Origin of the sequence: Streptomyces sp. NPDC002680 (genome assembly GCF_042889145.1) — a bacterium.
GTDB lineage: Bacteria > Actinomycetota > Actinomycetes > Streptomycetales > Streptomycetaceae > Streptomyces > Streptomyces adonidis.
The window spans coordinates 149021-174467 of the sequence record NZ_JBIAQP010000006.1; the positions used below are offsets into that span (position 1 = coordinate 149021).

24 protein-coding genes are annotated in these 25447 nt (G+C 69.9%); 9 read left to right on the forward strand and 15 right to left on the reverse strand.

The annotated features are described in order from the left end of the window. Nucleotides 1-9: 9 nt before the first annotated feature. The 5 genes from ACFYXF_RS17745 to ACFYXF_RS17765 all read right to left on the reverse strand — a co-directional run bounded on the left by ACFYXF_RS17745 (nucleotide 10) and on the right by ACFYXF_RS17765 (nucleotide 5329). Nucleotides 10-2202, reverse strand: a complete 2193-nt coding sequence (locus ACFYXF_RS17745; protein ID WP_389350508.1) for a hypothetical protein — start codon at nucleotides 2200-2202, stop codon at nucleotides 10-12. An 81-nt stretch (nucleotides 2203-2283) separates the two neighbouring features. Beyond that, the gene (locus ACFYXF_RS17750) at nucleotides 2284-2823 is read right to left on the reverse strand and encodes a hypothetical protein (RefSeq protein ID WP_389350509.1); all 540 of its coding nucleotides are present in this window, start codon (nucleotides 2821-2823) and stop codon (nucleotides 2284-2286) included. A gap of 203 nt (nucleotides 2824-3026) precedes the next feature. Next, nucleotides 3027-4259 (reverse strand): cation:proton antiporter, encoded by a 1233-nt coding sequence (locus tag ACFYXF_RS17755; RefSeq protein ID WP_389350510.1) that lies wholly within the window; start codon nucleotides 4257-4259, stop codon nucleotides 3027-3029. Nucleotides 4260-4266: 7 nt separating this feature from the next. Then, complete coding sequence (locus ACFYXF_RS17760; RefSeq protein ID WP_389350511.1) at nucleotides 4267-4752, reverse strand: cation:proton antiporter regulatory subunit; 486 nt, start codon at nucleotides 4750-4752, stop codon at nucleotides 4267-4269. Between the two features lie 46 nt (nucleotides 4753-4798). Further along, nucleotides 4799-5329 carry a DinB family protein gene (locus ACFYXF_RS17765; protein WP_389350512.1) on the reverse strand — a complete coding sequence of 177 codons (531 nt, stop codon included), beginning with the start codon at nucleotides 5327-5329 and terminating at the stop codon, nucleotides 4799-4801. Between the two features lie 97 nt (nucleotides 5330-5426). On the opposite strand from ACFYXF_RS17765, the gene ACFYXF_RS17770 reads away from it, so the two are divergent. After that, a complete protein-coding gene (locus tag ACFYXF_RS17770) occupies nucleotides 5427-6467 on the forward strand; it encodes an LLM class flavin-dependent oxidoreductase (protein WP_389350513.1) in 1041 nt (346 codons plus the stop codon). A 133-nt stretch (nucleotides 6468-6600) separates the two neighbouring features. Next, on the forward strand, nucleotides 6601-7092 hold the full coding sequence (locus ACFYXF_RS17775) for a hypothetical protein (protein ID WP_389350514.1): 492 nt from the start codon (nucleotides 6601-6603) through the stop codon (nucleotides 7090-7092). 978 nt (nucleotides 7093-8070) lie between these two features. Here ACFYXF_RS17775 and ACFYXF_RS17780 read toward each other — a convergent pair. The 5 genes from ACFYXF_RS17780 to ACFYXF_RS17800 all read right to left on the reverse strand — a co-directional run bounded on the left by ACFYXF_RS17780 (nucleotide 8071) and on the right by ACFYXF_RS17800 (nucleotide 13416). After that, nucleotides 8071-9000, reverse strand: coding sequence for a lysophospholipid acyltransferase family protein (locus ACFYXF_RS17780; RefSeq protein ID WP_389350515.1), 930 nt, complete (start codon nucleotides 8998-9000; stop codon nucleotides 8071-8073). Then, on the reverse strand, nucleotides 9000-9773 hold the full coding sequence (locus ACFYXF_RS17785) for a GNAT family N-acetyltransferase (RefSeq protein ID WP_389350516.1): 774 nt from the start codon (nucleotides 9771-9773) through the stop codon (nucleotides 9000-9002). The genes ACFYXF_RS17780 and ACFYXF_RS17785 overlap by 1 nt, the downstream gene beginning before the upstream one ends. Nucleotides 9774-10044: 271 nt before the next feature. Then, on the reverse strand, nucleotides 10045-10794 hold the full coding sequence (locus tag ACFYXF_RS17790; RefSeq protein ID WP_389350517.1) for a succinate dehydrogenase/fumarate reductase iron-sulfur subunit: 750 nt from the start codon (nucleotides 10792-10794) through the stop codon (nucleotides 10045-10047). Next, nucleotides 10791-12743 (reverse strand): fumarate reductase/succinate dehydrogenase flavoprotein subunit, encoded by a 1953-nt coding sequence (locus ACFYXF_RS17795; protein WP_389350518.1) that lies wholly within the window; start codon nucleotides 12741-12743, stop codon nucleotides 10791-10793. Before ACFYXF_RS17795 ends, ACFYXF_RS17790 begins: the two co-directional genes overlap by 4 nt. Nucleotide 12744: 1 nt before the next feature. After that, complete coding sequence (locus tag ACFYXF_RS17800) at nucleotides 12745-13416, reverse strand: succinate dehydrogenase (protein WP_389350757.1); 672 nt, start codon at nucleotides 13414-13416, stop codon at nucleotides 12745-12747. A 130-nt stretch (nucleotides 13417-13546) separates the two neighbouring features. Between ACFYXF_RS17800 and ACFYXF_RS17805 the strand changes: the two genes are divergently transcribed. Next, nucleotides 13547-14431 carry a LysR family transcriptional regulator gene (locus ACFYXF_RS17805; protein ID WP_389350519.1) on the forward strand — a complete coding sequence of 295 codons (885 nt, stop codon included), beginning with the start codon at nucleotides 13547-13549 and terminating at the stop codon, nucleotides 14429-14431. Between the two features lie 84 nt (nucleotides 14432-14515). Here the strand turns inward: ACFYXF_RS17805 and ACFYXF_RS17810 are convergent, their stop codons facing one another. The 3 genes from ACFYXF_RS17810 to ACFYXF_RS17820 all read right to left on the reverse strand — a co-directional run bounded on the left by ACFYXF_RS17810 (nucleotide 14516) and on the right by ACFYXF_RS17820 (nucleotide 18861). Next, nucleotides 14516-16660, reverse strand: coding sequence for a putative bifunctional diguanylate cyclase/phosphodiesterase (locus tag ACFYXF_RS17810; RefSeq protein WP_389350520.1), 2145 nt, complete (start codon nucleotides 16658-16660; stop codon nucleotides 14516-14518). Next, a complete protein-coding gene (locus ACFYXF_RS17815; protein WP_389350521.1) occupies nucleotides 16657-17469 on the reverse strand; it encodes an SAM-dependent methyltransferase in 813 nt (270 codons plus the stop codon). Before ACFYXF_RS17815 ends, ACFYXF_RS17810 begins: the two co-directional genes overlap by 4 nt. 408 nt (nucleotides 17470-17877) lie before the next feature. After that, on the reverse strand, nucleotides 17878-18861 hold the full coding sequence (locus tag ACFYXF_RS17820) for an SCO0930 family lipoprotein (RefSeq protein WP_389350522.1): 984 nt from the start codon (nucleotides 18859-18861) through the stop codon (nucleotides 17878-17880). Nucleotides 18862-19160: 299 nt separating this feature from the next. Between ACFYXF_RS17820 and ACFYXF_RS17825 the strand changes: the two genes are divergently transcribed. The 3 genes from ACFYXF_RS17825 to ACFYXF_RS17835 all read left to right on the forward strand — a co-directional run bounded on the left by ACFYXF_RS17825 (nucleotide 19161) and on the right by ACFYXF_RS17835 (nucleotide 21485). Beyond that, entirely contained in the window at nucleotides 19161-19916 is a 756-nt protein-coding gene (locus ACFYXF_RS17825; RefSeq protein ID WP_389350523.1) for a hypothetical protein, read from the forward strand. An 18-nt stretch (nucleotides 19917-19934) separates the two neighbouring features. After that, on the forward strand, nucleotides 19935-20699 hold the full coding sequence (locus ACFYXF_RS17830; RefSeq protein ID WP_389350524.1) for a hypothetical protein: 765 nt from the start codon (nucleotides 19935-19937) through the stop codon (nucleotides 20697-20699). A gap of 264 nt (nucleotides 20700-20963) precedes the next feature. Beyond that, nucleotides 20964-21485, forward strand: coding sequence for a hypothetical protein (locus tag ACFYXF_RS17835; RefSeq protein WP_389350525.1), 522 nt, complete (start codon nucleotides 20964-20966; stop codon nucleotides 21483-21485). A 99-nt stretch (nucleotides 21486-21584) separates the two neighbouring features. Here ACFYXF_RS17835 and ACFYXF_RS17840 read toward each other — a convergent pair whose 3' ends face one another. Then, nucleotides 21585-22073, reverse strand: a complete 489-nt coding sequence (locus tag ACFYXF_RS17840) for a hypothetical protein (RefSeq protein ID WP_389350526.1) — start codon at nucleotides 22071-22073, stop codon at nucleotides 21585-21587. Between the two features lie 342 nt (nucleotides 22074-22415). On the opposite strand from ACFYXF_RS17840, the gene ACFYXF_RS17845 reads away from it, so the two are divergent. Then, nucleotides 22416-23078 carry a class F sortase gene (locus ACFYXF_RS17845; protein WP_389350527.1) on the forward strand — a complete coding sequence of 221 codons (663 nt, stop codon included), beginning with the start codon at nucleotides 22416-22418 and terminating at the stop codon, nucleotides 23076-23078. A 54-nt stretch (nucleotides 23079-23132) separates the two neighbouring features. Here ACFYXF_RS17845 and ACFYXF_RS17850 read toward each other — a convergent pair whose 3' ends face one another. Beyond that, entirely contained in the window at nucleotides 23133-23978 is an 846-nt protein-coding gene (locus tag ACFYXF_RS17850; protein ID WP_389350528.1) for a polysaccharide deacetylase family protein, read from the reverse strand. A 144-nt stretch (nucleotides 23979-24122) separates the two neighbouring features. On the opposite strand from ACFYXF_RS17850, the gene ACFYXF_RS17855 reads away from it, so the two are divergent. Next, complete coding sequence (locus tag ACFYXF_RS17855) at nucleotides 24123-24599, forward strand: universal stress protein (protein WP_389350529.1); 477 nt, start codon at nucleotides 24123-24125, stop codon at nucleotides 24597-24599. A gap of 172 nt (nucleotides 24600-24771) precedes the next feature. Next, the gene (locus ACFYXF_RS17860; RefSeq protein ID WP_369032198.1) at nucleotides 24772-25320 is read left to right on the forward strand and encodes a sigma-70 family RNA polymerase sigma factor; all 549 of its coding nucleotides are present in this window, start codon (nucleotides 24772-24774) and stop codon (nucleotides 25318-25320) included. Nucleotides 25321-25447: the final 127 nt, after the last annotated feature.

Below are 25447 nucleotides of genomic sequence, written 5' to 3' on the forward strand. Positions count from 1 at the left end.
CGTTCCGGTTCAGTCCGTTCCGGTGTGGGGGCCAAGCCCGTCGGTTCCCTTCGCCCGACCACGGCGGTACGCGAACCAGCCGGCCGCGGTGAGCGCCGCGGCGGCCCCTGCCATCCCGATGACGCCGACGCCGGTGGAGGCGAGGCTGCCGCCGGTGGACCCGGTGGCCGTGGTACCGCCAGCGGTGGAGCCCAAGCCACCGGTGGTGTCGGTGCCGCCCGTGGTGGAGCCCCCGGTCGTGCCCCCTCCAGTCGAACTGCCGCCAGTCGTACCGCCGTTGGTGCTGTCGCCGGTGGTGCCTCCGTCGGTTCCGCCGGTCGTGCCGCCGTCGCCGCCCGTATCACCACCGGTGTCCCCGCCCGTGTCTCCCCCGGTGGTCGACTCGGCGGTCACGGTGAGGGTGACGGGCGTGGTGCGGGTGGTGCCGGCCGTGTTGGTGAACTCGGCGCGGTAGCGGTGGCCGTCGTGGCCGGTCTCGGCGGTGAAGGCGTACGTGTTCGCCGTCGCGTCCGGCAGGTCCTGCCAGGTCTGGGCCCCGTCCGTGCTGACCTGCCAGCGCACGGTCGGTTCCGGGGCGCCCTCCGCCTGGGCGATGAGGGTGACCGTGTCGCCGACCGTGACCGTCTGGTCGGTCGGTGTCTGGACGACCTTGGGTGACACGAACCGGTCCAGTTTGACGACCTTGCCCTCGGCGGGGCTGGTCACGTAGACCGTCCTGCCGTCGGCGGCGACGGTGATCGCGGCCGAGCCGAGCTGGGATTGGTTGCCCGGCAGCGGGACGGCCTCGACGGCGACCTTGTACGTCGTCGTGTCGTACACGGCGAGCGAACCGTTGTTGTCGCCACCGCTGCCGGTGTCGCCGTTGTCCTGCCGGACGACGAACACACGGCCCGTCGACGGGTCGAACGCGGCTGCGGCGGCCTCGTCGGTGCCCTCGATCGTGGCGAGGAGTTTCGCGTCCTGGTCGAAGACGAGCACCGAACTGCCCGCGCCCACCCAGACGTTGCCGGTGGCGGAGTCGGTCTCGACGAACCCGATGGCCGCGTCCGGGAGTTCGGCGGTCGCCGTGACGGTGAAGGTGCCGGTGTCGACGCGCCGCAGCAGTCCGCCGGAGGCCCCCGCCGACCAGACGACCGACCGGGCGGAGTCGAGGGCGAGCCGGCGTCCGCCGTCCAGGGTGAGGGTGCGCCGGACGGCGCCGGTGGCCGTCTCCAGCTCGGAGAGGGTGGCGCCCTGGGCGACCAGGACGCTGTCGGCGGCGGTGCCGGGGGCGAGGTCGGTGATGGTCGCGCCGGTCAGCCAGATGCCCCTCGCGCTCGCGTCGCCGTCCTTCGCGGTGCCGATGCCGCGCAGGGGATAGCGGTAGAGGACGCCGTCCCCGGGGAGTGCGGCGGCGATCTGCGCGGCGGCGGCTGTGCGCAGGACGCCGTTGGTTCCTGGGGCCTGGCTGATGTGGCTGCGGACGGTGCCGTCGGCGGGGTCGAGGACGTACAGGCCACGCTCGTCGACGTCGGCCGTGTCGGCGAGGTTGTCCGAACCGACGTACAGCTTCCCGGAGTCGGGGTGCAGGAGGACGTCGAGCGGTTTGCCGGTGGTGGTGAACTCGGCCGCCTGCCGGTAGCTGACGGTCCCGGCGGGTACGTCGACGCCCTCGCCGCCGCCTCCGGGCTCCTGGCCGGTGAAGGTGACGGGGACGCGTACGTCCTGGGAGCGGTCGCCGCTGCCCCGGTGGTCGACGCGGGTGACGATCGCGCAGGACACGGTGGCGCAGTCGAGGCCGTCGCCCGCGGACTTGATGTCGAGCGTCACGTCGAAGGTGCCGCCGTCGCCGTACGCCACGGCGAGGTCACCCTCGTAGGTGTCGCCCTTGGGCACGATCCAGCGGGAGGCCGCGCCGTCGCCGGATGTGTCGGAGCCGCCCAGGCAGGGGCTGGGGACGCGGTTGTCGCCGTTGTCCTTGCAGAGGGCGACGTAGATGCCCTTGGTCTGGTCGTATCCCGCGCCGGTGACCTGGAGGGTCTCGCCGTCGGGGGCGAGACCGGCGGAGGCGGAGACGGTGAGCCGCTGGCCCTCTTTGCCGAGGGCGGTTTTCGGCGTGTCGGCGGCCTGGGCACCGGAGCCGGCGCCGAGGGTGGCGAGCGAGAGGGCGGAGGCGGCGGAGAGCGAGGCCGCCGCCCAGAGTCTGCGGCGTGAATGAGTCATGAGGTCCTCGGGAATGGGCCAGGCGGGCGGGGCCCGGCCGGATATCGACCGGCCGGGCCCCGTTCTGTGACTGCGGGACGACTACTGGAAGGTGATCGGCACGTGGACGTCGTACTTGCGGTCGTTCGTGTCGAAGTGGTCGGCGCGGGTGACGACGGCACAGGTGACGTCCTCGCCGCAGACCTGGCCGTCGTCGAGGGTGGCCTTGACGTAGATCTGCACGCTGAAGGTGCCGCCGGTGCCGAACGTGGAGCTGTTGGCGAAGAGGCCGCCGAAGGTGTTGTTGATCCAGTGCGAGGCACCGGTCGAACCGCTCTCGTCCTGGCCGCCGAGGCAGGGCGTCGGCTTGTTGACGCCCGCGGCGCCGTCCACCGCGCACAGGCCGACGTAGATGCCCTGGCCGGTGTTGTAACCGCTGCCCGTGACGGTGATGACCTGGCCCGTCGCGGCGGCGGTGTCGGGCGCCGTGAGCGACAGGTTGTAGGTGGTGGTGCCGTCGACGACGGTACGGGTCGAGGTCGCGGCGGAGGCCGAGGTGGCGAGACCCAGGGTCAGCGCGGCGGAGGCGACGACGGCGAGACCGGCGCGGGCGGCGGTGCGTGCGGACAGCAGAGATCTCATGATCGGAAGGACACCCTTCTCAACTGGCGGTTAGGTAAGGCATACCTAACTTTAAGCCGTGCGGAATGTCAACGGGAAGCAAAGGGAACGTCAATCTCCGCAGGAGACACGGCAGTTGCGGCAAACGGCGACGAAGCCGGACATGCCGAAGCCACCCACCGCCGGGCGCGTTCCCGGGGCGGATGGCTTCGTACGGGCTCTCTTCAGTCGCCGACGGTCGTGGGCTGCACCGCCTCGTCCGTGGGCGCCTCGGCCGGGGTCTCGGGCCGAGCGCGCCGGGCCCGCCACGCACCGACGCGGGCGGCCAGGGGCTCGGTCCAGCGGGCGGTGAGCGGGCCCGCGACAACCAGGATCAGGACGTACGCCGTCGCCAGCGGACCTAGGTCGGACTCGACGCCCGCGGTGACCGCGAGGCCCGCGATGACGATGGAGAACTCACCCCGGGCGACCAGCGCGCCGCCCGCGCGCCAGCGGCCCTTGACCGAGATCCCGGCGCGCCGGGCCGCCCAGTAGCCGGTGGCGATCTTCGTCAACGCCGTGACGGCGGCCAGGCCGAGCGCGGGCAGCAGAACGGGCGGGATGCTCGCCGGGTCGGTGTGCAGCCCGAAGAAGACGAAGAAGATGGCCGCGAACAGGTCCCTGAGCGGGCTGAGCAGCGTGTGCGCGCCCTCCGCGACCTCCCCCGACAGCGCGATCCCGACGAGGAACGCCCCTACGGCGGCGCTGACTTGGAGCTCCTGGGCGATACCCGCGACGAGGATGGTCAGGCCGAGGACGACCAGCAGCAGTTTCTCGGGGTCGTCGCTGGAGACGAAGCGGGAGATGACCCGGCCGAAGCGGACGGCCACGAACAGCACCAGTCCGGCGGCGCCGAGCGCGATAGCCAGGGTGACGCTGCCTGCGGCGAGCGAGACGCCGGCCACCAGGGCGGTGACGATGGGCAGATAGACCGCCATCGCCAGGTCCTCCAGGACCAGGATGCTGAGGATGACCGGGGTCTCCCGGTTGCCGACCCGGCCCAGGTCGCCCAGCACCTTCGCGATGACTCCGGAGGACGAGATCCAGGTGACCCCGGCGAGCACGACGGCGGCGACCGGACCCCAGCCGAGCAGCAGCGCGGCGGCGGCGCCGGGCAACGCGTTCAGGGTGAAGTCGACCAGCCCTGCCGGGTAATGGGACTTGAGGTTGGAGACGAGATCGCTGGCCGTGTACTCGAGACCGAGCATCAGCAGCAGGAGTATGACGCCGATTTCGGCGCCGGTGGCGATGAACTCCTCGCTCGCGCCGAGGGGCAGCAGTCCGCCTTCGCCGAAGGCCAGACCGGCGAGCAGATAGAGGGGTATCGGGGAGAAGCTCAGCCGGGCGGCCATCCGGCCGAGCAGTCCGAGCGCGAGGATGATGGAGCCGAACTCGATCAGCAGGACCTGGGAGTGCATGGCGATGTCACTCCCGTCCGAGTATCGACGCGGCCGCGTCGACGCCCTCGCGGGTACCGATCACGATGATCACGTCCCCGCCGGCCAGCCGGAAGTCGGGCGTCGGCGAGGGGATCGCCTCGGCCCGCCGCAGCACGGCGACCACGGACGCGCCGGTCTCCGTCCGCATCCGGGTCTCCCCGAGCACCCGCCCGTTCCAGCGCGAGCCACCGGCCACCTCGATCCGCTCCGCCACCAGGCCAAGGGGGGTGGTGGACAGCAGACTGGAGCTGTGGTGCGACGGACTCAGCGCGTCGATCAGCGAGGCGGCCTCGGGCGCGGTCAGCCGCAGCGACTGGGCGCACGAGTCCGGATCGTCGGCCCGGTACAGGTTGACGGTACGGCCGCCGTCCCGGTGGGCCACGACCGACAGATGCCGTTGCTCACGCGTGACAAGGTCGTACTGAACCCCGATACCCGGCAGCGGAGTCGCCCGCAGGCGTGGCGCAGACACGTTGAATCCCCTTGCTGATTGGTGATGTTGAACCTTTTGTCGGGGCTCAGGCCCCCGTGGTCCCGTCGACGAGTTCGCGCAGCAGGTCGGCGTGGCCGTTGTGCCGGGCGTACTCCTCGATCATGTGGACCATGATCCAGCGCAGCGAGATCCCCTGGCCACCGAGGTGGACGGCCTCCGCCTCGGAGAGGCGTCCGGACTCGTCCAACGAGGCCGCGTCGGCGACCAGTTGACGACTCCGCGCGATCTCCGCCCGCCAGACGTCCAGCGCCTCGTCGAGCCCGCGCCCGGGGACCAGGGTGTACCCGTCCCCTTTGCCCTCCGCGTAGACGAGAGGCACGTCCAGACCCGCGAACACCCGCTGGAACCAGTTCCGTTCGACCTCGGCGAGGTGCTGGACGAGCCCGAGCAGGGTCAGCTCGGAGGGCGCCGCCGAGGCCAGACGTAACTGCCGGTCGTCGAGGCCCTGGCACTTCAGGGCGAGCGTGGCCCGGTGGAAGTCGAGCCAGGCACTCAGCATGACGCGTTCGTCGGCATGCGCGGGAGGTATGGGCCGTCCGTCCGGTGTAGTCGACATGTACAGCACCCTCGCACAGGTGCCCGGCGGGCCGCGAGGAATAGAGGCGGCCGGAAGATCGCTGACAAGGACACAGCCGAGGATGTCCGGAGCAGCCATGCCGAACCCAGTACCACGCCCCACCGCGGGGTCGATCCTGTCGGCGACCCGCTTCTCCGTCCTGGACCGCTCCCGCACCCGGGAGGGCCACCCGGACGCCGAGGCCCTCCGGGACACGGTCGCACTGGCCCGGGAGGCGGAACGGCTCGGCTTCCACCGCTTCTGGGTCTCGGAGCATCACGGCGTGCCCGGTGTAGCCGGTTCCGCGCCGACGGTACTGGCCGCAGCCGTCGCGGCGGCGACACGCACGATCCGGGTGGGCACGGGCGGAGTGATGCTGCCCAACCACCAACCCCTCGTCGTGGCCGAGCAGTTCGGGGTCCTGGAGTCCCTGTTCCCGGGCCGGATCGACATGGGCCTGGGCCGCTCGGTCGGCTTCACCGACGGCGTGCGCAGGGCCCTGGGCCGCGACAAGGACATGGCCGAGGACTTCGCGGCCCAGCTCGACGAACTGCTCGGCTGGTTCACGGGCACCTCCGCGACGGGGGTACGGGCCCGCCCCTCCGAGGGCTTGGCCGTACCGCCCTTCGTGCTCGCGATGGGCGAGGGCGCCACGATCGCCGCCCGAGCGGGCCTGCCGATGGTGATCGGCGACCTGCGCAGTCGCGACCGGATGCTGCGCGGAATCGACACCTACCGCACCGCTTTCCGGCCCTCGGCCTGGGCGAGTGAGCCGTACGTGGTCATCTCGGGGACGGTAGCGGTGGCCGCCACAGCTGCGGAGGCCCGACGGCTCCTGATCCCCGAAGCCTGGTCTATGGCGTACTCCCGGACGCACGGCACCTTCCCACCCCTGCCGCCCGCCGAACAGGTCGAGTCCCGCACGATGACGGCCAAGGAGCGCGGCTTCTACGAGTCCGGGCTCACGGGCCACATCGCCGGCACGGCGGACGAGGTGGCCCACGAACTGACGACGGTACTGAAGGAAACAGGCGCCCAGGATGTCCTGGTCACGACCAGCACGTACGACCGGGATGCCCTGCTGGACTCCTACCGCCGACTGGCCGCCGTCACGACCGCTCGGAGTTCGGCACTCTGAACCATGTAAAGACGATCTGAACCATGTCAGGACGATCGCGCTGTCGGCCTCGGACCCGCGTCTTGACCGCCTTGCCGCCCAGGCCCATCTTGAGGAGAGACAGCTCATCCATCCCCACGCCAAGGGTGGCGGCATGGTTACGGAGACCCTGATGGCTCTGGCGTCAGCAGCCGGAGCAGCGGCAGCCCATGCGTTTGGCACCGATGCCTGGGCAGCCATGCGGGTTCGGGTGGCCGAGGTCTTCGGGCGCGGAGACGTGACACGAACCGAGGCCGCGCTGCGACGTCTGGACCGGTCGGTTCTGACGCTGAACAGCGATACCGACCCTGCGGACATCGAACGGGCGAGCGCCCTGCTGGCCGCGTCGCTGTGTGCCCAGTTCCAGACTCTGTTGGAATCCGTGGACGAAGGGGACCGAGTACTGGTGGTCGACCTGTTGCACGAAATGCTCTCAGGCCAATCGCGGACCGACGGCGGAGTCTCGGCCGGAGAGGCCGGCATCGCGGTCAGTGGTGACATCAAGGTTCGTTCCGAAGGAAGGGGGTCGTTCACGGCAGGCGTCGTCCAAGGAGGCGTTCACGTGACACTCCCTCCCCAGCCGGGCCCGGAACAACTCGGGCGCTGACCGCGCCCGGCGCCGGAGGAAGCAGCCACGCGACCGTCGTGATCGGCACTTTGGATCACGCATCGGTTCACATGACCTGGACCAGGCGTGAGCTCTTGGCCTCGCTCGGTCTCATTCTGTCAGGTGCGCTGACAACCGCCATCATCGAAAGACTGGCTCGGACCGACTCGGGAAACGGCACCGTACGAGCCGACCAGGAACTCGAAAGCATGGTGCATCGATTCTTTTTCTATTTCGACAACGAGGAGTACGGAAAGTCCTTCGACCTGGGCCTGAGGATTGCCCAGTCGGATCGACGGCAAGACTTGTCGGAATATGCCAGATGGTTGAATAACATTGCCTGTGCGGCCGTATGGGACGGTCATTTCGAGCGTTCTCACGATTTCTTGAACAAGGCGCTGAACGTAGCACCGAACCTTGACACCTGGTGGCTGTCGGTCATCAACAGCAATCTGGCATACGTGCGCTACCACCTTGGCTGGCGGACATCCGAGCTGGTGCACTGCGTCGAGCAGGCAGTGCGGGATCTCGGTTCACCGCAAGCGCCGAGGCCGCCCGAAGCCTGGCTGCAACTGTGGTCGCGCACGCCACAGAGCTCGCCGGCAGGGCGGCGGGTACCGCAGACACTCGTCCCACCGTTCGCCGTACTGACCCGCCTGTACAGCAAGGAGGGCAGGTATCGCGAGGCGTTCGAGAGCGGGAAGAGGGACATCGAACTGCAAGGAACAGCGGCTCAGGGGACCCGCATCATTCTCGGGCTCATCGCACGCCCCGCCTGCGAAGAGAAGACCGCGCTCGCATACACCGACGAAGTGAGTGAGATATACAATCCGTCATCGTCGTCGGCACATATGATGGCCTTACGTGATGTCATCCTTGCCGATCTCAGAGGGGCGCCACCTTCGGATGAATTCTCCTTTTCCGGTCAAGCAGGATCCATAAAAGCGGAATACTACTCCTGGACAACGTTCGCGGATCTCAAGTACCTGCTGGCCGCTCAAGACTCACGGAAACTTCGCCAGGAATTCGGACAGCGAGTTCTGGAGAGTTATGAGAAGTCTCCACATACGGAACTGGAGTCCGTCCGACGGATCCGACGCCTGCTTCGCGTGTAGGGGCATGAATGCAGCCAGGTGCGAGGACCGGCGGCTGAGCCGCAAGGGCCAGCGCACGCCGATCCAAGTAATGACCCGGCACAATCACATCCCGCACCTCCACCTCCGCCACCAACCCCCGCGCCGACACCACCCGCCAGACCGAGGTCAGCAACGAGTCCTCCCCGACAAACGCGGGCGCCGTACTGGCCGCACCCCCGGCAACCCGGTAGTGAAGGTGCACAGGCTGAACAGGCACCCCCGCGTCCAGGGCGGCCTGGAACACGGCCCGGCGGAAGTGCCCCTGGGCCTTGCCGCACCAGGTGCTCCCCTCGGGGAAGGCAACAACAGCCGTACCCTCGCGCAGCGCGTCGGCGATCTTCCCGACCGTCTGCGGCAACGCCCGCAACCGGTCCCGCTCGATGAACAGCGCCCCACTGCTCGCGGTCAGCGCGCCCGCCACCGGCCACCCCCGGATCTCGGCCTTGGCCAGCATCCTGGCGGGCCGTACGGCGGCCAGCAGCGGTATGTCCAGCCACGAGATGTGGTTGGCGACCATCAGGAGGCCCCCGGTGGGGGCGGCGGGGCCGGTCACCCTGAGCCGCACCCCGGCCGACCGCACGATGACTCGGACCCAGAGCCGTACCCACCCGGCAGGGATCCTCCTGCCGAGCGGGCACAGCGTGATGCCGGCGAGCAGGACGACCAGGACGGTCATCAGCCGCAGGACGGCCAGGGGTGGGGCCGTCGTGGCACCCTTCGTCTCCACGCACGCTCTCGGGGTGCAGGGCGCGCTGGGCAGCCAGACGCTCATCAGGCCGGGACGAGGGAGAGGAAGTGCCGCAGATAGCGCTGGTTGATCCGGCGCATCGACAGCAGCACGTACAGGTCGGCGACCCCGAAGTCCGGGTCGTGGGCGGGCTCCCCGCAGACCCAGGCGCCGAGGCGGACGTAGCCGCGCAGCAGCGGGGGCAGTTCGGTGCGGCCGGTGGGACGGGTCACGCCCTCGGCGGACCAGGGCAGCAGCGGACGTACCCGGAACTCCTCCGGGGCCAGGTGCCGGTCGCGGACGCGGTCCCAGGTGCCGGCGGCGAGGGTGCCGCCGTCGGAGAGCGGGATGGAGCAGCAGCCGGCCAGCCAGTCGTGGCCGCGGTCGACCATGTAGCGGGCGATCCCGGCCCAGATGAGGCCTATGACGGTGCCGTCGCGGTGGTCGGGGTGGACGCAGGAGCGGCCGACCTCGACGAGGCCGGGGCGGATCGCGTCGAGCGGGGAGATGTCGAACTCGCCCTCGGAGTACAGGCGTCCGGCGACCGCGGCCCGCTCCGGGGGCAGCAGCCGGTAGGTGCCGACGACCTGGCCGGTGACGGTGTCGCGGACCAGCAGGTGGTCGCAGTACGCGTCGAAGGGGTCGACGTCGAGGCCGGGCTGCGGGGAGGACAGCAGGGCGCCGAGTTCACCGGCGAAGACGTCGTGGCGCAGCCGCTGCGCGGCGCGTACGTCGTCCTCGTCGCGGGCGAGGGTGACGGTGTAGCGGGTGGGTGCGGCGGGGAGCGGGGGACGTTCGATGGTGGAAACGCCGGTCATGGCTCTCTCCTGGTCACGGGCCGGGGACGGCGAGGCGGCGAGCTGGCCGGTCCCGTTACGTCCGGCCGCATCAGTTCTTCCGACCTCGGCTGTCCGGCGCGTGACCCTCGAAGAGAGTGCGGGTGTGAGCTTGTTGAATGCCAGGGGTGCTTGGCGGGACCGGCAATGAGCACCACTCCCGGTCCCGCCCGTCCGCATCTTGTCGGCGAACGTTCCTGGTAAGGAGGCCGTCATCTCCCGGTGGGGAGGCGGTCATCTCCCGAGGTGGCGGCTACCTGCTGCCCGCCTTGCGGGTCGCGCGCAGCCACTCCTTGTTCATCCCGGTGATGGAGACGAGCGGGATGCCCTTCGGACAGGCGGTCGCGCACTCGCCGGCCAGCGTGCACCCGCCGAACCCCTCCTCGTCCATCTGCGCGACCATGTCGAGGACGCGGGTCTCGCGCTCGGGCGCGCCCTGCGGGAGGACGTTCAGGTGGTTGATCTTCGCCGAGGTGAAGAGCATCGCCGCGCCGTTCGGGCAGGCGGCCACGCAGGCCCCGCAGCCGATGCACTCGGCGTGCTCGAAGGCGAAGTCGGCGTCCGGTTTGGGTACGGGGGTGGCGTGGGCCTCGGGGGCGGCGCCGGTCGGGGCGGTGACGTAGCCACCGGCCTGGATGATCCGGTCGAAGGCGGACCGGTCCACGACGAGATCCTTGACGACCGGGAAGGCGGCGGCACGCCACGGCTCGACGTCGATGGTGTCGCCGTCCTCGAAGGACCGCATGTGGAGCTGGCAGGTGGTGGTGCGTTCGGGTCCGTGCGCGTCGCCGTTGATGACGAGCGAGCAGGCGCCGCAGATGCCCTCGCGGCAGTCGTGGTCGAAGGCGACGGGGTCCTCGCCCTTGAGGATGAGTTCCTCGTTGAGGGTGTCGAGCATCTCCAGGAAGGACATGTCGGCCGAGATGCCGTCCACCTCGTACGTGGACATGGCGCCGTCGGCGTCGGCGTTGCGCTGCCGCCAGACGCGCAGGGTGAGCTTCATGCGTAGCTCCGCTGGGTGGGGTGGACGTACTCGAAGACGAGGTCTTCCTTGTGCAGGACGGGGGCAGAGCCCGTCCCCGTGAACTCCCAGGCGGCGGCGTACGAGAACTCGTCGTCCCTGCGCTCCGCCTCGCCGTCCGGGGTCTGGGACTCCTCGCGGAAGTGGCCGCCGCACGACTCGGCGCGGTTCAGGGCGTCGAGACACATCAGCTCGGCCAGTTCGAGGTAGTCGACGATGCGATTGGCCTTCTCCAGCGACTGGTTGAACTCCTCGCCGGTGCCAGGGACCTTGATCCGCCGCCAGAACTCCTCGCGGATCTGCGGGATGCGTTCGAGGGCCTTGCGCAGCCCGCTGTCGCTCCGCGCCATTCCGCAGAACTCCCACATCAGTTCGCCGAGTTCACGGTGGAAGGAGTCGGGGGTGCGGTCGCCGTCGACGGAGAGGAGGAGGTTGAGACGGTCCTCGGTCTCCGCCAACACCTCCTGTACGACGGGGTGTTGGGCGTCGACCGGGTCCTGGCCGGGGTGGCGGGCCAGGTAGTCGTTGATGGTGGCCGGGAGGACGAAGTAGCCGTCGGCCAGGCCCTGCATCAGCGCGGAGGCGCCGAGGCGGTTGGCGCCGTGGTCGGAGAAGTTGGCCTCGCCGATCGCGAACAGGCCCGGGACGGTGGTCTGGAGGTCGTAGTCGACCCAGAGTCCGCCCATCGTGTAGTGCACGGCGGGATAGATCCGCATGGGGACCGTGTACGGGTCCTCGGCGGTGATCCGCGCGTACATGTCGAAGAGGTTGCCGTACTTCTCCTCGACGGCCTTGCGGCCCAACCGCGCGATGGCGTCGGCGAAGTCGAGGTAGACGCCCTGTCCGCCGGGTCCGACGCCGCGCCCCTCGTCGCAGACGTTCTTGGCGGCCCGGGAGGCGATGTCGCGCGGCACGAGGTTGCCGAAGGACGGGTAGATGCGCTCCAGGTAGTAGTCGCGCTCGTCCTCGGGGATCTCGTTCGCGGGCCGCCGGTCACCCTTGGCCTTCGGCACCCAGATCCGGCCGTCGTTGCGCAGCGACTCGCTCATCAGGGTGAGCTTGGACTGGTGGTCGCCGGTGCGCGGGATGCAGGTCGGATGGATCTGGGTGAAGCAGGGGTTGGCGAAGTGGGCGCCGCGCCGGTGGGCCCGCCAGACGGCGGTGGCGTTGGAGTTCATGGCGTTCGTCGAGAGGTAGAAGACGTTGCCGTAGCCGCCGGAGGCGAGGACGACGGCGTCCGCGAAGTGGCTGGAGATCTCCCCGGTGATCAGGTCACGGGCGACGATCCCCCGGGCCCGTCCGTCGACGACGATCAGGTCGAGCATCTCGGTTCGGGCGTGCATCTCGATGTTCCCGGCGGCGATCTGCCTGCTCAGGGCCTGGTAGGCGCCGAGCAGCAGTTGCTGTCCGGTCTGGCCGCGGGCGTAGAAGGTCCGCGAGACCTGGACGCCGCCGAAGGAGCGGGTGTCGAGGAGTCCGCCGTACTCGCGGGCGAAGGGCACGCCCTGGGCGACGCACTGGTCGATGATCTCGACGGAGATCTGCGCCAGCCGGTGGACGTTGGACTCACGGGCGCGGAAGTCGCCGCCCTTGACCGTGTCGTAGAACAGCCGGTGCACGGAGTCGCCGTCGTTGCGGTAGTTCTTCGCCGCGTTGATCCCGCCCTGGGCGGCGATCGAGTGGGCGCGGCGCGGGGAGTCCTGATAGCAGAACTGGACGACGTGGTAGCCCTGTTCGGCGAGCGTGGCCCCGGCGGAGCCGCCCGCCAGCCCGGTGCCGACGACGATGACCGTGTGCTTGCGCCGGTTGGCGGGGTTGACCAGCTTGGCCTCGAAACGGCGCGTGTCCCAGCGCTCGTTGACGGGGCCTGCGGGCGCCTTGTGGTCGACGAGGGGCTCGCCGGTCGTGAACTCGGTGTATTCAGAGGCCATTTCAGCTCACCACTCCGGTCATGACGCCCACGGGTACGGCGAGGAAACCGGCCGTGAGCAGCAGCGCGAGGACATTGGCGACGGTCTTGAGGGCGCGGTCGCGGGTGCGGCTGCCGACGCCGAGGGTCTGGGCGGCGCTCCAGAAGCCGTGCCGGATGTGCAGGCCCAGGGCGAGCATCGCGACGATGTAGATGACGTTGCCGTACCAGGTGGAGAAGGTGTCGACGACGTTCTGGTAGGGGTGACCTTCCTGGAAGCCGCCCGAGTGCACGGTGCCGGTGGTCAGGTCGAGGATGTGCCAGACGATGAAGAGGCCGAGGATGATCCCGCCCCAGCGCATGGTGCGTGTCGCGTAGCTGGCCCGCGCCTTCTTGTGCACGTACTTGCTCGGCCGGGCCCGGATGTCACGGCGGCTGAGCTGGTACGCGGAGGTGGCGTGGGCGACGACGGCGACCACGAGGACGATCCGGATGAGCCAGAGCGTCCACTCGTAGTGCATGAAGGGCTCGCCGACGGTGCGCAGCCAGTGGGCGTAGTGGTTGAACTCGCCGGGCCCGAAGAAGATCTTCAGGTTTCCGATCATGTGGACGACGAGATACAGCAGCATGATCAGGCCGCTCACGGCCATCACGGTCTTCTTGCCGACGGACGAGTCCCACACGGTACGCGCCATCGACGGCCGTCGGTCCGTCCGCGTTGCCAGAGCCATGGGGCAGACGCTAGGCGGCGGAACCCCGATCGGTCCAAGACATGGACCGGCTCGTTTCGATAGTCAGAGCCTATGCAGGCAGTACGCTGACCACATGCAGTTCCAGCAGCTCCAGTACTTCGTGGCGGTCGCCGAGACCCTGCACTTCACCCGTGCCGCGGATCTCGTCCATGTCGCACAGCCCTCGCTGTCCCAGCAGATCAAGGCGCTGGAGCGGGAGTTGGGGGCCGAACTGTTCCTGCGGGCACGTGGCAACATCACGCTCACGGACGCCGGCGAGGCGCTCCTGCCGCTGGCCCGGCGCATCCTGGCCGACGCGGACACGGCCCGGCACGAGGTGCAGGAGCTGGTCCAGCTCCGAGCGGGCCGGATCCGGCTCGGCGCGACCCCGAGCCTGTGCACGGGGCTCCTGCCGGAGGTGCTGCGCGCCTTCCACGACCGCTATCCCGGCATCCGGCTGCTGATCGAGGAGGGCGGCTCGCACGACCTCGTACGACAGCTGGCTCGCGGCGCCCTGGACCTGGCGCTGGTCGTCCTGCCGCTGCCGACCCCGTCCCCGGCGCTGACGACCCTGGAGGTGCTCCGCGAGGACCTGGTGGTGGTGTCGTCCCCGGAGGCACCCGCACCCGGGCGGGGCCGACGGACCGTGAGCATCGCCGACCTGGAGGGCGAGCGCCTGGTGATGTTCCGGCACGGCTACGACCTGCGGGAACTGACCGTGGCCGCGTGTCGCTCCGCGGGGTTCGAGCCGGAGTTCGCGGTGGAGGGCGGGGAGATGGACGCGGTCCTGGGGTTTGTGAGGGCGGGGCTGGGTGTGGCCGTCGTGCCCCGCATGGTGGCCAGTCGGTCGGGGCGTGGGCTCCGGGTGACTCCGTTGGCCCGGCCGGGGTTGTTCAGGGCGATCGCCCTGGCCCATCGGAGCGATGTGGCTCCGCCTCGGGCGGCTCGGGAGTTGCAGCGGATGCTGTTCGAGCGGTAGCGCTGCGGGGTGGGGGCGCGGGGTTGTGTGGCGCGCTCAGGCCGTCCGTGGCCGGTCGCGCAGTTCCCCGCGCCCCTGGGTAGGTCACCCTGTGGCGTCCACCAGCGCCAGCTCGTGCAGTCGTTCCGGTGGGCCCGGGCGGGCGTAGTACCAGCCCTGGGCCGTGTCGCAGCCGAGTATGCGGAGCTGTTCGGCCTGGGCGCCCGTCTCCACTCCCTCCACCGTCACCGCGAGGTTCAGGCTGTGGGCCAGGGAGACGATTCCCTCCACGATCTTTAGGTCGACCGGGTCCGCCGGGAACTGCTGCATGCCCTGGGTGAAGGAGCGGTCCAGCTTGAGGATGCTCACCGGGAGGCGGCGCAGGTTGGCGAGGTTCGAGTAGCCGGTGCCGAAGTCGTCCAGGGCGATGTCGACGCCCATTTCCGCGAGGCGGCGCAGGGGCTTGAGGAGGTCGTCGTCGGCGCCGATCAGGGCCGACTCCGTCACCTCCAGGCACAGCACCTCCGGCTCCAGGCCCGCGCGTTCCAGGATGTCCACCGTGTCCTGGACGAGGCCGGGGTGGGTGAGCTGGCAGGGAGACAGGTTGACGTTGATACGGAGCGGGCCGCCTGCCGGATGGCCTCCGTACCGTTCCTGCCAGTCGCGGGCCTGGCGCACCGACTGTTCCAGGACCCAGCGGCCCAGCGGAACGATCAGGCCGGTGTGTTCGGCGAGCGGGATGAAGCGGTCGGGGCCGAGGACGCCGTGCTGCGGATGCAGCCAGCGCACCAGGGCCTCGGCGCCCCGGACGCTGCCGTCGCCGAGGTTGACCAGCGGCTGGTACTCGATGAAGAACTCGCTCCGGTCCAGCGCGGCCGGCAGGGCCGTCGTCAGGCCGTGGCGGGTGATCGCCTTCAAGTCGGCCTCGGGGTCGGCGAGTTCGAAGCGGTTGCCGCCCGCAGACTTGGCCCGGTACATGGTGATGTCGGCGCTCCGGAGCACCTCCGCCGGGCCGCGCTCCCCCGCCGGGCCCTCGACGATGCCGATACTGCCGCGCACGGTCAGCTCACGGCCGTCGACGCTGACCGGGGCGACCAGCGCGTGCATGATGCGGGCGGCGAGTTCGTCGACCTCGGCCTCGGTGTCGGGGCCGGTGGTCAGCGCCACGAACTCGTCACCGCCCAGCCGGGCCACCATCTCGCCCGGCGCGGTCGCACAGGACTGCAGCCGGTCGGCGACCTCGACGAGCAGCCGGTCGCCGGCCGCGTGGCCGAGGCTGTCGTTGATGGTCTTGAAACCGTCGAGGTCGAGATAGCACAGCCCGAAGCGCTGGCCCTCGCCCGCCGTCACCGCCTTCTCCAGGCGTTCGAAGAACAGCGTGCGGTTGGGCAGCCCGGTGAGCGCGTCGTGCGTGGCCTCGTAGCGCAGCCGGAGGTTGAGGAGCCGGCGCTCGGTGGTGTCCTCCATGAGGGCCAGCTGGTACTGCGGCCGGCCGTCGGCGTCCCGGAGGAGGGAGACCGTGAGGTTGGTCCACAGGACCGTTCCGTCGGGGCGGTAGAACGCCTTCTCGACGTGGTAGTGCTCGCGCTCGCCGCGGACGAGCTCCTCGTAGAGCTTCCAGACCTGCGGTGCGTCGTCCGGGTGGGTCCAGTCCGTGACCTTGCGGCTCCGTACGGTCTGCTCCGAGCCGCCGAACATGCGTTGCAGCGCGCCGTTGAACTGGAGCATGTTGCCGTCGAGATCGGAGATGGCGATGCCTATGGCCGCGCCCTCGAAGACCGCGCGGAAGCGGGCCTCACTGTCGTGCAGCGCCTCGGCGACCGTGCTGCGCGCGCTCTGCGCGGCCCACGCGATCGCCTCCTGCTCGGCCAGCGTCCGCTCGCGCAGCGCCCCGGCGTATCCGGCGGCCATGGCGTGCTGGAGCCTCGACGAGCGGTTGCGCAGATCCTCCTGCGGGCCGTCCTCACCGCAGTACAGCACCAGATAGGCGTCCACGCAGTCGAGCGAGCGGCTGAGCGCCTCGGGGTCGGTGCAGTGCAGGGCGACCAGCGCGGCGCCGACCGCCCGGCCCTCCTCGGCGTCGAACGTCCTGGCCCGCAGCGCCTCGCTCAACCGCCCGGCGAGCGGCAGGAGTTGCTCCTCGAACTCCGGCCTGGTGAGCGACGTGGAAGTCACCTGGTACACCGACCGGCTCCAGATGGTCGCGAACCGGCGCAGTCTGTCCTGGGGCCCGTCCGGCTCCGCGGTCACGCCGTACGCCCCACGCCGGCGAATCCGGAGAAGGCGTACGCGTCCTCGTCCTCCGGTGCCGTCTCCGGCCGCCACCGCGGCATCGGCACCAGTCCCGGTTCCACCATGTCGTACCCCTCGAAGAACCGCGCGATCGAGTCGCGCGAGCGCATGACCAGCGGGTTGCGAATGTCCTTGTATACGTCGACCGCGCCCTCGGCCCGCTCCGGCGGCAACGGGATTCCCTCGTACGAGGCATGCGACAGGACGAGCAGGCTGCCGGGCGCGAGCGCGTCGCGCAGCTCGGCGACCGCCGCGTACGGGTCGTCCATGTCTTCCACGAAGTGCAGTATGGCAACGAGAAGCAGGGCCACTGGCCGATTCTGGTCGATCAGTCCCCGCACCTGCGGGCTGTCCAGGATCTCCCGGGGCTTGCGCAGATCGGCCGCGAGGACGTCCGCGTGCTCGTCACCGGCCAGGACCGTCTGGCTGTGTGCGACGGCAACCGGGTCGTGGTCGACGTACATCACCCGGGCCTGCGGACTGACCTCCCGCGCCACTTCGTGGACGCTGCCGAAGGTGGGAATGCCGGAGCCGATGTCGAGGAACTGGCTGATGCCCTCGGCGGCCGCGAATCGAACGGCCCGGCGCATGAACGCACGGTTCGCCTGCGCGATCTTCGGAAGTCCCGGCAGGAACTCCATGGCCCGGCGGGCCGCTGCCCGGTCGACCTCGAAGTTGTGCGAACCGCCCAGGTAGAAGTCGTGGATCCGGGAGACGCTCGGCACCGAGATGTCGATGCCCCGGGGGGCCCAGGCGGGACGCTCCATCTATCTCTCTCCAAGGAGTTGGCAGGCGTTGGCGCTCCAGTGTTCGAGCTGAGGTTACTGATCGCCTGCCAAAGGAGCGAGCGGAAACGGAAATTGACCATCCGTTCCCGGTCACTGCCTGCGTCACGTGCCGAATTGACGTACTGCGAACTCGCTGCCGAACTCTCTACGAAATGTATCCGGAGCATTCCAAAGAGTTCGCAAGGGTTACGAACAGTCGCCGCCGACTCCCGTGGAAATACGGCGAGTCGGGGACGATTCACCGGCAAATCGCCCTGCTGGTCGACGCGTTGCGGAGTCACGGAGTCACCCGGACATGCCGAAGCGGCCTGCTCCCTTCACGCCACACGGACTGTGCGACACGAAGGGAGCAGGCCGGGAGAAGTCGGCTTCTCCTGCTGCCGGTTACTACTCGTTCGGCGCGCCGACGAGCTTGCCGTCGGGTGCCACGGCGTACCAAGTGCCGCCGACGCCCTGGCCGTTGGTGTCGCCGGGCTCCTTGTCGTTGATGAACGTGTAGATGGGCGAGCAGTTGACCGTCATCTGCTTGGCTCCGTTGTCGGGCCGGGTGAAGCTCATCAGGCCCTTCTTCTGGACACCCTTGGTGTCGTTGACCTCGACCGGCGCGACGACCGGCCACTTCTCGAGGCAGGCGCCGACACAGGCGGAGACGGGCTTCGGCCAGGCCTCGTCCTTGATGAAGCGGTAGACCGTCATGCCGTTCTTGTCGACGACGATCTCACCGAGCTTGGGGTCGTTGCGGGTGGACAGGCCGGGCAGCGAGGCCAGCGTGGCCTTCTTGCCGTCGGGAGCGAGGCCGTACCACTTGCCGCCCACACCCTGGCCCTTGATGTCACCGGCCGCGGTGTCCTTGGCGTAGTAGTAGGCGGGCCAGCCGCCGACCGTCAGCTGCTTGGTGCCGTCGGCGCGGGTCACCTCGCCGAGCAGCGCGGCATCGATACCGGCACCGGCCGTGACATCGTCCGCCGGAACCGGCGGCCAGGCGGTGGCGCAGTCGCCGTCACAGTTGGACTTCGGCGGTTCGGCCGTGTCCGCGTCGAAGCGGTAGATCGTACGGCCGGAGCTGCTGGCCAGCACCTTGCCGATCTCCGCGCTGGCGACCACGTTCAACTGGCCCGCAGCGGCCTTGTCGCCCGCGGCGGCCTGGTCTCCATCGGCCGCCGCACCGGTGTCGGTACCAGTGCCGGTACCGGTACCCGTACCGGCCGTGCTCGTACCGGCCGTGGATCCGTAGCCACCGGCGGCGGGGGCCGCCGCGCCGACGTTCTGACTGCTCGTGTCGGTGGCCTTGTCCTGACCGCACGCCGTCGTAAGCGCCAGCACGGCCGCAGCTGACGCTACGAGTGAGGCGCTCCGCCAGGAGGTCTTCATTATGAAACTCCCCGTAATCGTTAGGGTGTTGCGACGCCCTGCTGGGCCGCCGCACGGTCCTAGGTACGGGCGGGGATGGTCACTGTGTTCAACCACTGCACAAATTTCTTTCCGATCCCTGTGGCCCCACCCGTCACCGCTCGCACACCGTCATCCGTCACACCTCGCACACGAGGACGGACCACAAGCCGCAGCTAGAACGTCTGATCCAAACCGCGGCACGACATATGTCACTCGTTCGGGGCAATCTCCTCGCGCTCCCGCGCGCGCGGGAGCGCCCAGCACACATGATCTTCGTCGTGTATGGACCCACACGGACCCGATTCGCCCTCGCCATACGGGTGTTGGCGCTGCTGGCACTGACCTGGCTGCTCGTCGGCGTGCCGATCGGCACGGCCGGCGCGACGACCTGTGTCTCCGTCGCCACCGACCAGGGCGGCGGCACATCGGTGACGGTCACTGGGAACGGCGCCGCGGTCACGGTCGACACCGGCGTCCCGGCCGCCGCCGGAGACGGAGCCGGCTGGTCGGTAGGCGTGGGCAACGGCGGAGCGGCGGTCACCGGAAACGGTACGACGGTGGTCGTCGGCACCGGCTCCTGGTGCCCGACACCACCACCGCCCTGCCCCACCCCGACGCCCACACCCACGCCTTCACCGACCCCCACGCCCACGCCGACTCCCCCGCCCACACCCACGCCCACGAAGGAACCGCCGCCACCACCGAAGCCGAGCCCCACCCCGACACCGACCCCGAAGCCCCCTCCCCCACAGAAGCCGACACCGGTACCGGAGCCGAAGCCACCGGCCGCTCCGCCCGCCCCGGCTCCACCGCCGCCTCCGGCGCCGGCCCCCAGCCCCTCGTACACACCGACGCGCACCCCGAAGCCGAGCCCGAGCCCGACTCCGACGGCGTCACCGACGACGGTGAGTTATCCGCCGTACCACGTGTCCGCCCGCAAACGGACCGTCCGCAGCGGCCCGTCGCTCGTCTCGTTCACGATGCTCGTCACCCTGCCCGCCCTGATCGCCGTCGTCGCGCTGCGTCCGCGCTGACCTCTTGGAGGCATCCCCTTGTCGGAATGGCTTGTTCTCGCCGTCGCGATCGCGGCCGCGTGCGCGGTCGTCGTCGTCATCACCGTCGTACGGGACCGCAGGGCCCCGGAGGACGAGGATCCGTCCGACACCCCGGACGTGATCGAGTACATGACGATGTGGATCGGCGTGGTCTACGCCATCGTCCTGGGCCTGGCCATCGCCGGTGTCTGGGAGGCTCGCGGCGTCGCCCAGGACGATGTGTCGACCGAGGCACACGCGCTGCACGAGATCTCCGAACGGGTCCGGGTCTATCCGCCCGATGTCCGTGACCGCATTCGGGACGACGTCAACGTCTATGTCGGACACGTCGTCAAGACCGAGTGGAAGGAGATGTCCGACACCGGCAAGGTGACCGAGCGCGGCGACCAGTTGCTGGACCGGATCCGCGCCGACGTCACCGACTACGAGCCGAAGACGGACTTCCAGGCACAGGCCTACCAGCCGCTCCTGGACCAGGTGACCATCGCCGACCAGGCCCGTACGGCCCGCGCCGACTCGACCGGGCCAACCATGCCGGGCGTCGTGTGGTTCGGCCTGATCTCGGGGGGCCTGATCACGGTCGGGATGATCTTCGCCCTCCAGATCCGCCGCACACCCCGCGAGATGATCCTCGCCGGGCTGTTCTCCACCCTGATCGCGTTCCTGCTCTTCCTCATCTGGGACTTCGACGCGCCCTACAGCCGTGGCATCACCGCCACGGCCGATCCGTTCCTGACGCTCTTTCCGGGCGCGGACCACTAGAACCGTCGGACGACCACCGACGACCGGCTGACGGTTCCTCACCGGCCGCGGCCATGGGGGACACCCGCCACGCGCGTGTGTCCCCCGACTCGCTCAACGGGGTCCCCTGACCGGCCCACATCCGTGCCCCATTCGCACGACACCGATCGCGCGTACGCACACGTGTTCCTAGCGTTTCGGTCATCGAGGTGCATTTCTGGCGCGAACGGTATGGCGCGAGCGGAAAAGGTCCGCAGCTGCTCCTCGGGGACCCGGAGGACTCACATGCACGCGATACGCGTCGCCTCGGCCGCACTGCTGGGCGTCACCGCCCTCACCCTCGCCTCGCCCGCCGCCCACGCGGCCGTCTCGGAGAACAGCGTCACGTCGTTCGGGTTCAGTGTCGTGCCCTCGACCGTCGCGGCGGGCGGACAGGTCACCCTGCGCGTGGACAACTGCAACGACGACACCCGGGTGTCCTCCGGCGTGTTCGATCCGGTCACCATCCCGAAGGGGCACTCGTCGACGACGGCGAAGGTCGACTGGGACGCCGAACCGGGGGCCGCGTACCGGGTGACGTTCACCTGCGGCGGCGAGAACGGCCACACCGACCTCACCATCGCGGGCGGCTCCGGCAACCCGACGCACTACCCCGTACCGATCCAGCGGGGTGTGCACGCGGGCGAGGGCGGCAGTGTCGCCGGCTTCGACCTCAAGGAGATCGGCCTCGGCGCGGCGCTCATCGCGGTGTCGCTGGCGGTGGCGTACCACTTCTCCCGCCGCGGTACGGGCGGCGACAGCGCCTGACGACCCGCCGGCACCCGCACAGCCCTTCGCCCCGGATACCCGTCAGGGTCCGGGGCGAAGGGCTGTCGACGTGCGGTCCGCGCTCCGAAGGGGGGAGCGTCAGATCCGGTTCTCGGACCGGCGGCGCATCCAGAACACACCACCGCCGACGAGCGCGGCGGCCACCAGACCGCCGCCGATCGCCATGTCGGTCGGGGTGGCCCCGGTGGAGCTGCTGCCGCCGAGACCGCCCCGGACACCGCCGATGACCGTGAAGACACTGGTGAAGGTCTTCGACCTGTTCTCACAGTTGGTGGTGACGCTGTACGAACCCGCGGTGGCGTTCGAGTTGACGGTCACCGTCGCCGTCGCCGTGTTGCCGCCCATCGACGTCAGCTTGGTCGCCGGGAAGGCGTTCGAGCTGACGGTGCTGCCGTTCATGGTGCAGGCGGAACCGTTGACCGTGAGGACCAGCTGGCCGCCCGGAGCGATGACGCTCGGTGCGGCCGTGACGCTGGTCGGCTGGTCCCAGGCCGAGGCAGCCGGGGCAGCGAGCCCCACCGCGGCAGCCGTGGCGGCAGACACCACCAGGGCACGAGTAGTACGCATGTTGAACCTCCGCGGAAGGCGCCCCGGGACCCGTCCCCGGTCGATCGGCGAGAAAACGCCTCCCAGACGAACCCTCAGATGCCGTGCGCGCAGCCGCATTTCGGGAATGGTCCGTCCTGGTGAGGGGACACGCCGACCAATGACCGCACAATCAGATATTGCCGCAGGTCACGGACCGTCAGAAAAATACTTTTCGCGGCGACCCGGATGGCTCATGACCAGTCGTGACCGACACGTGCGCCACCCGTTCGCTGCTGCCCCGTCGCCGGTTTCCCGCCGGGCACTTAGCGTTCTCGTATGCGCGATTGACCCGGCGACGGCCGGGTCGAGAGGGGATGGCGAATGTCTGCGTCCGAGCTGGCGGAAGAGGAGGAGCGGCGGAAGAAGCGCGCTCCGTGGGGCGTGATAGCGCTTGTTCTGCTGACCGGCCTCGCTCTCATTCGGAACGGTTCGGGAGAGTTCGACGTGGGTCCGCCGCAGCCCGCGTCGGCGGCGGCAGCGGACAGCCGCCTCCCGGGCGGCACCTTCTCCAACATCCCGGCCGCACTGCCGTACTCCGTGGTCGACCGGGTGCGGATCCCCGCGATCCAGGTCGACGCACCGGTGCTGCCGGTGGGTCTGGACGCGGCCGGGTGGGTGGACGCCCCGCCGCCGGAGGACCCGAATCTGGCGGGCTGGTTCACCGGTGCCGTGTCGCCCGGCGAGAAGGGCACCGCGGTGGTCGTCGGCCATGTCGACAACAAACAGGGCCCCGCCGTGTTCTACGGACTCGGGGCCCTGAAGAAGGGACATCGCGTCGAGGTCCAGCGCCAGGACGGAAAAGTGGCCGTCTTCGAGATCTACGGCATCGAGGTCTTCGAGAAGGACAACTTCCCCGGCGACCGTGTCTACGGCAGCAGGAACACCCCGGAACTGCGGGTCATCACCTGCGGGGGCGGTTTCTCCAAGCAGAACGGCTACAACGGAAACGTCGTCGTTTTCGCCCGCCTGGTCGAGGTTCGCTGAACGTTCCCCGACCGGGCGGGCGAAAGCCCGTATCCGGTGACTCCGGTAATTCCGTTACGTGTAATGCCGTGTCGGTACGGTGATGTGGTACCCGGAATCCAGCAGTTCCGGCAGATAGTCGCGCAGTGCCCGGACGCTCTGCGAGCGGTCGCCGCCCGCGTCGTGCGAGAGCACCACGACCCCCGGGGCGGCGCCGCGCTCGACCCGGTCGACGATGGTGCCGGTGCCCGGGGTCATCCAGTCGAGGGTGTCGACGGTCCAGGCGAGGGGCTCCATGCCGAGGTCTGCGCCGATCTGGAAGGCGGCCCGGTTCCAGGCGCCGTAGGGGGCGCGGAACCAGACGGGCGCCTCGCCGCAGGCGTCCTGGACGACCTCGCTGGTGCGCTCCATCTGCCAGCGGATCTTGCCGCGCGTGAGGCGGGTGAGCAGCGGGTGGGACCATGTGTGGTTGCCGACGACGTGTCCGTCCTCGGTCATCTCGGCGAGCAGGTCCTTGTTGTGGACGGCCATCTCCCCGCACACGAAGAACATCGCACGGACGTCGTGCTCGCGCAGGATCCGCAGGATGTCCGGGGTGTAGCGGGGGTCGGGGCCGTCGTCGAAGGTCAGCACCATGGTGCGGCCACGTCCGGACACCCGCAGCAGGGGCTCGTGACGGACCAGGGTGCGCCCGTGGGCGGCGGCGGGCGGCGGGCCGTAACCGGTGAGGGGCTCCAGGCGGTACGCGGAGGGCTTGAGCGCGCGGTGCGCCGGGGGGCCGGCGGCGGGGGCGGCGGGCTTGGCGGCCGGGGTCCCGTCCGGGCCCGCGGTGAGCAGCGCGGCCGTACCGGCCGCTCCCACGGCGGCGACCCCGCCGATCGTCAACACCCGGCGCCGTGTGATCAACTGATCCTTCGTCATGACTCATGAGTCGCCCGGTACGGTCCCGACGCCCCGCATCGACACCGGTGCGGCGGCAGGAAAGCACCCGCCTGGACCAGTACGCGCCGATCAGGCCCTCCCCCGCGTCTCCTGCGGAGCCCGGGCGCCCGATAGCCTCGCGGTGTGACGGAAGAGCAGCACTCACCCCGGTCCGGGCACCAGTTCGAGCGGGGCACGGACGGTCCGAAGGTCATCGTGGTCGGCGTCGACGGCTCCGACTCCTCGCTCCGTGCCGCCGCCTACGCCGCGGGACTGGCCCGGCGCCAGCACGCCCTGCTCGCCCTGGTGTACGTCCAGCCGGTGATGGCGGCGGGCACCGCGTTCGGGGCGCCGGTGGCGGAGGCGACGGACCGTATCGCCGAGGATCTGATCGCGCAGATCCGGGAGGGCACCGACCAGGTCAAGGGGATCTTCGTCGTCCGCTGGGAGTTCCACACCTTCCGCGGGGACCCGTACGCCGGGATGGTGAAGGCCGCCGACGATCTCAAGGCCGACGCGGTGGTGGTCGGCGCGTCCGAGCAGGCGGGCCACCGGATCATCGGCTCGGTCGCGATCCGGCTGGTGAAGGCGGGCCGCTGGCCGGTGACGGTCGTGCCGTAGCGGCGCCACCCGGGGCGCTACTGACCCGCCGTCGGCCCGGCCGACGGCCGGGCGGATGAGGAATCCACCGTTCAGACCGTTCGTCGCACCGTTCGTCGACGGGTCCGACCGTCCGCCGCACACTCCGGTCCGCGCTCTGTCCCGAATCGGGACCTTGCGATGCCATACGGCCATGACGGCCGGAACCACCATCACCCACGGGACGACGACCGCCGAGCACGAGCTGGCCGCGCTGCAGCGCGAGCACGGCCGACCGCTCTTCGCCCTGCTGCTGCGCCTGTGCGACGGCGACCGGCAGCGCGCCGAGGACCTGGTGCAGGAGACCCTCGTACGCGCCTGGCAGCACCCCGAGGCGCTGCGCGCCGACGACTTCGAGTCCGTACGGCCATGGCTGATGACCGTGGGGCGACGGCTCGCCATCGACGCGCGGCGGGCCCGGCAGGCGCGGCCCGCCGAGGTCGGGGACGCGATCCTGGAGAACGCGCGGGTGTGTGCCGATCACGCGGAACGGTCCGCGGCGACCCTCGATGTGCGGGAGGCTGTGAAGACACTCACTCCCGAGCATCGTGAAGTCCTGGTGCTCGTGTACTTCCAGGGGGCGAGTGTGGCGGAGGCCGCCACAGCCCTCGGGATTCCTCCCGGTACGGTGAAGTCTCGCGCGTATTACGCGCTGCGCGCCCTGCGCCGAGTCCTTCCGGGGTATGCGGCCGACCTGCGGTGAAACCAATGGTCGAGTCAAACCTCGGTAAAGCGCCTTGCTGAGGACCATGGTTGAGCCATCAGCTGTCTTCATCCGTGTTCCGGACTGGCACCAGTCCCGGATGCCCGGGGTCGGGCGACGCGCACGC

Bases quoted from the DNA above. Each gene is read 5' to 3' on its own strand.
- ACFYXF_RS17840 (WP_389350526.1), bottom strand. From the start codon at position 22,073: ATGCGTACTACTCGTGCCCTGGTGGTGTCTGCCGCCACGGCTGCCGCG.
- ACFYXF_RS17835 (WP_389350525.1), top strand. From the start codon at position 20,964: ATGCACGCGATACGCGTCGCCTCGGCCGCACTGCTGGGCGTCACCGCC.
- ACFYXF_RS17805 (WP_389350519.1), top strand. From the start codon at position 13,547: ATGCAGTTCCAGCAGCTCCAGTACTTCGTGGCGGTCGCCGAGACCCTG.
- ACFYXF_RS17780 (WP_389350515.1), bottom strand. From the start codon at position 9,000: ATGAGCGTCTGGCTGCCCAGCGCGCCCTGCACCCCGAGAGCGTGCGTG.
- ACFYXF_RS17785 (WP_389350516.1), bottom strand. From the start codon at position 9,773: ATGACCGGCGTTTCCACCATCGAACGTCCCCCGCTCCCCGCCGCACCC.
- ACFYXF_RS17800 (WP_389350757.1), bottom strand. From the start codon at position 13,416: ATGGCGCGTACCGTGTGGGACTCGTCCGTCGGCAAGAAGACCGTGATG.
- ACFYXF_RS17850 (WP_389350528.1), bottom strand. From the start codon at position 23,978: ATGACGAAGGATCAGTTGATCACACGGCGCCGGGTGTTGACGATCGGC.
- ACFYXF_RS17745 (WP_389350508.1), bottom strand. From the start codon at position 2,202: ATGACTCATTCACGCCGCAGACTCTGGGCGGCGGCCTCGCTCTCCGCC.
- ACFYXF_RS17790 (WP_389350517.1), bottom strand. From the start codon at position 10,794: ATGAAGCTCACCCTGCGCGTCTGGCGGCAGCGCAACGCCGACGCCGAC.
- ACFYXF_RS17795 (WP_389350518.1), bottom strand. From the start codon at position 12,743: ATGGCCTCTGAATACACCGAGTTCACGACCGGCGAGCCCCTCGTCGAC.
- ACFYXF_RS17770 (WP_389350513.1), top strand. From the start codon at position 5,427: ATGCCGAACCCAGTACCACGCCCCACCGCGGGGTCGATCCTGTCGGCG.
- ACFYXF_RS17820 (WP_389350522.1), bottom strand. From the start codon at position 18,861: ATGAAGACCTCCTGGCGGAGCGCCTCACTCGTAGCGTCAGCTGCGGCC.
- ACFYXF_RS17860 (WP_369032198.1), top strand. From the start codon at position 24,772: ATGACGGCCGGAACCACCATCACCCACGGGACGACGACCGCCGAGCAC.
- ACFYXF_RS17815 (WP_389350521.1), bottom strand. From the start codon at position 17,469: ATGGAGCGTCCCGCCTGGGCCCCCCGGGGCATCGACATCTCGGTGCCG.
- ACFYXF_RS17845 (WP_389350527.1), top strand. From the start codon at position 22,416: ATGTCTGCGTCCGAGCTGGCGGAAGAGGAGGAGCGGCGGAAGAAGCGC.
- ACFYXF_RS17750 (WP_389350509.1), bottom strand. From the start codon at position 2,823: ATGAGATCTCTGCTGTCCGCACGCACCGCCGCCCGCGCCGGTCTCGCC.
- ACFYXF_RS17765 (WP_389350512.1), bottom strand. From the start codon at position 5,329: ATGTCGACTACACCGGACGGACGGCCCATACCTCCCGCGCATGCCGAC.
- ACFYXF_RS17755 (WP_389350510.1), bottom strand. From the start codon at position 4,259: ATGCACTCCCAGGTCCTGCTGATCGAGTTCGGCTCCATCATCCTCGCG.
- ACFYXF_RS17775 (WP_389350514.1), top strand. From the start codon at position 6,601: ATGGTTACGGAGACCCTGATGGCTCTGGCGTCAGCAGCCGGAGCAGCG.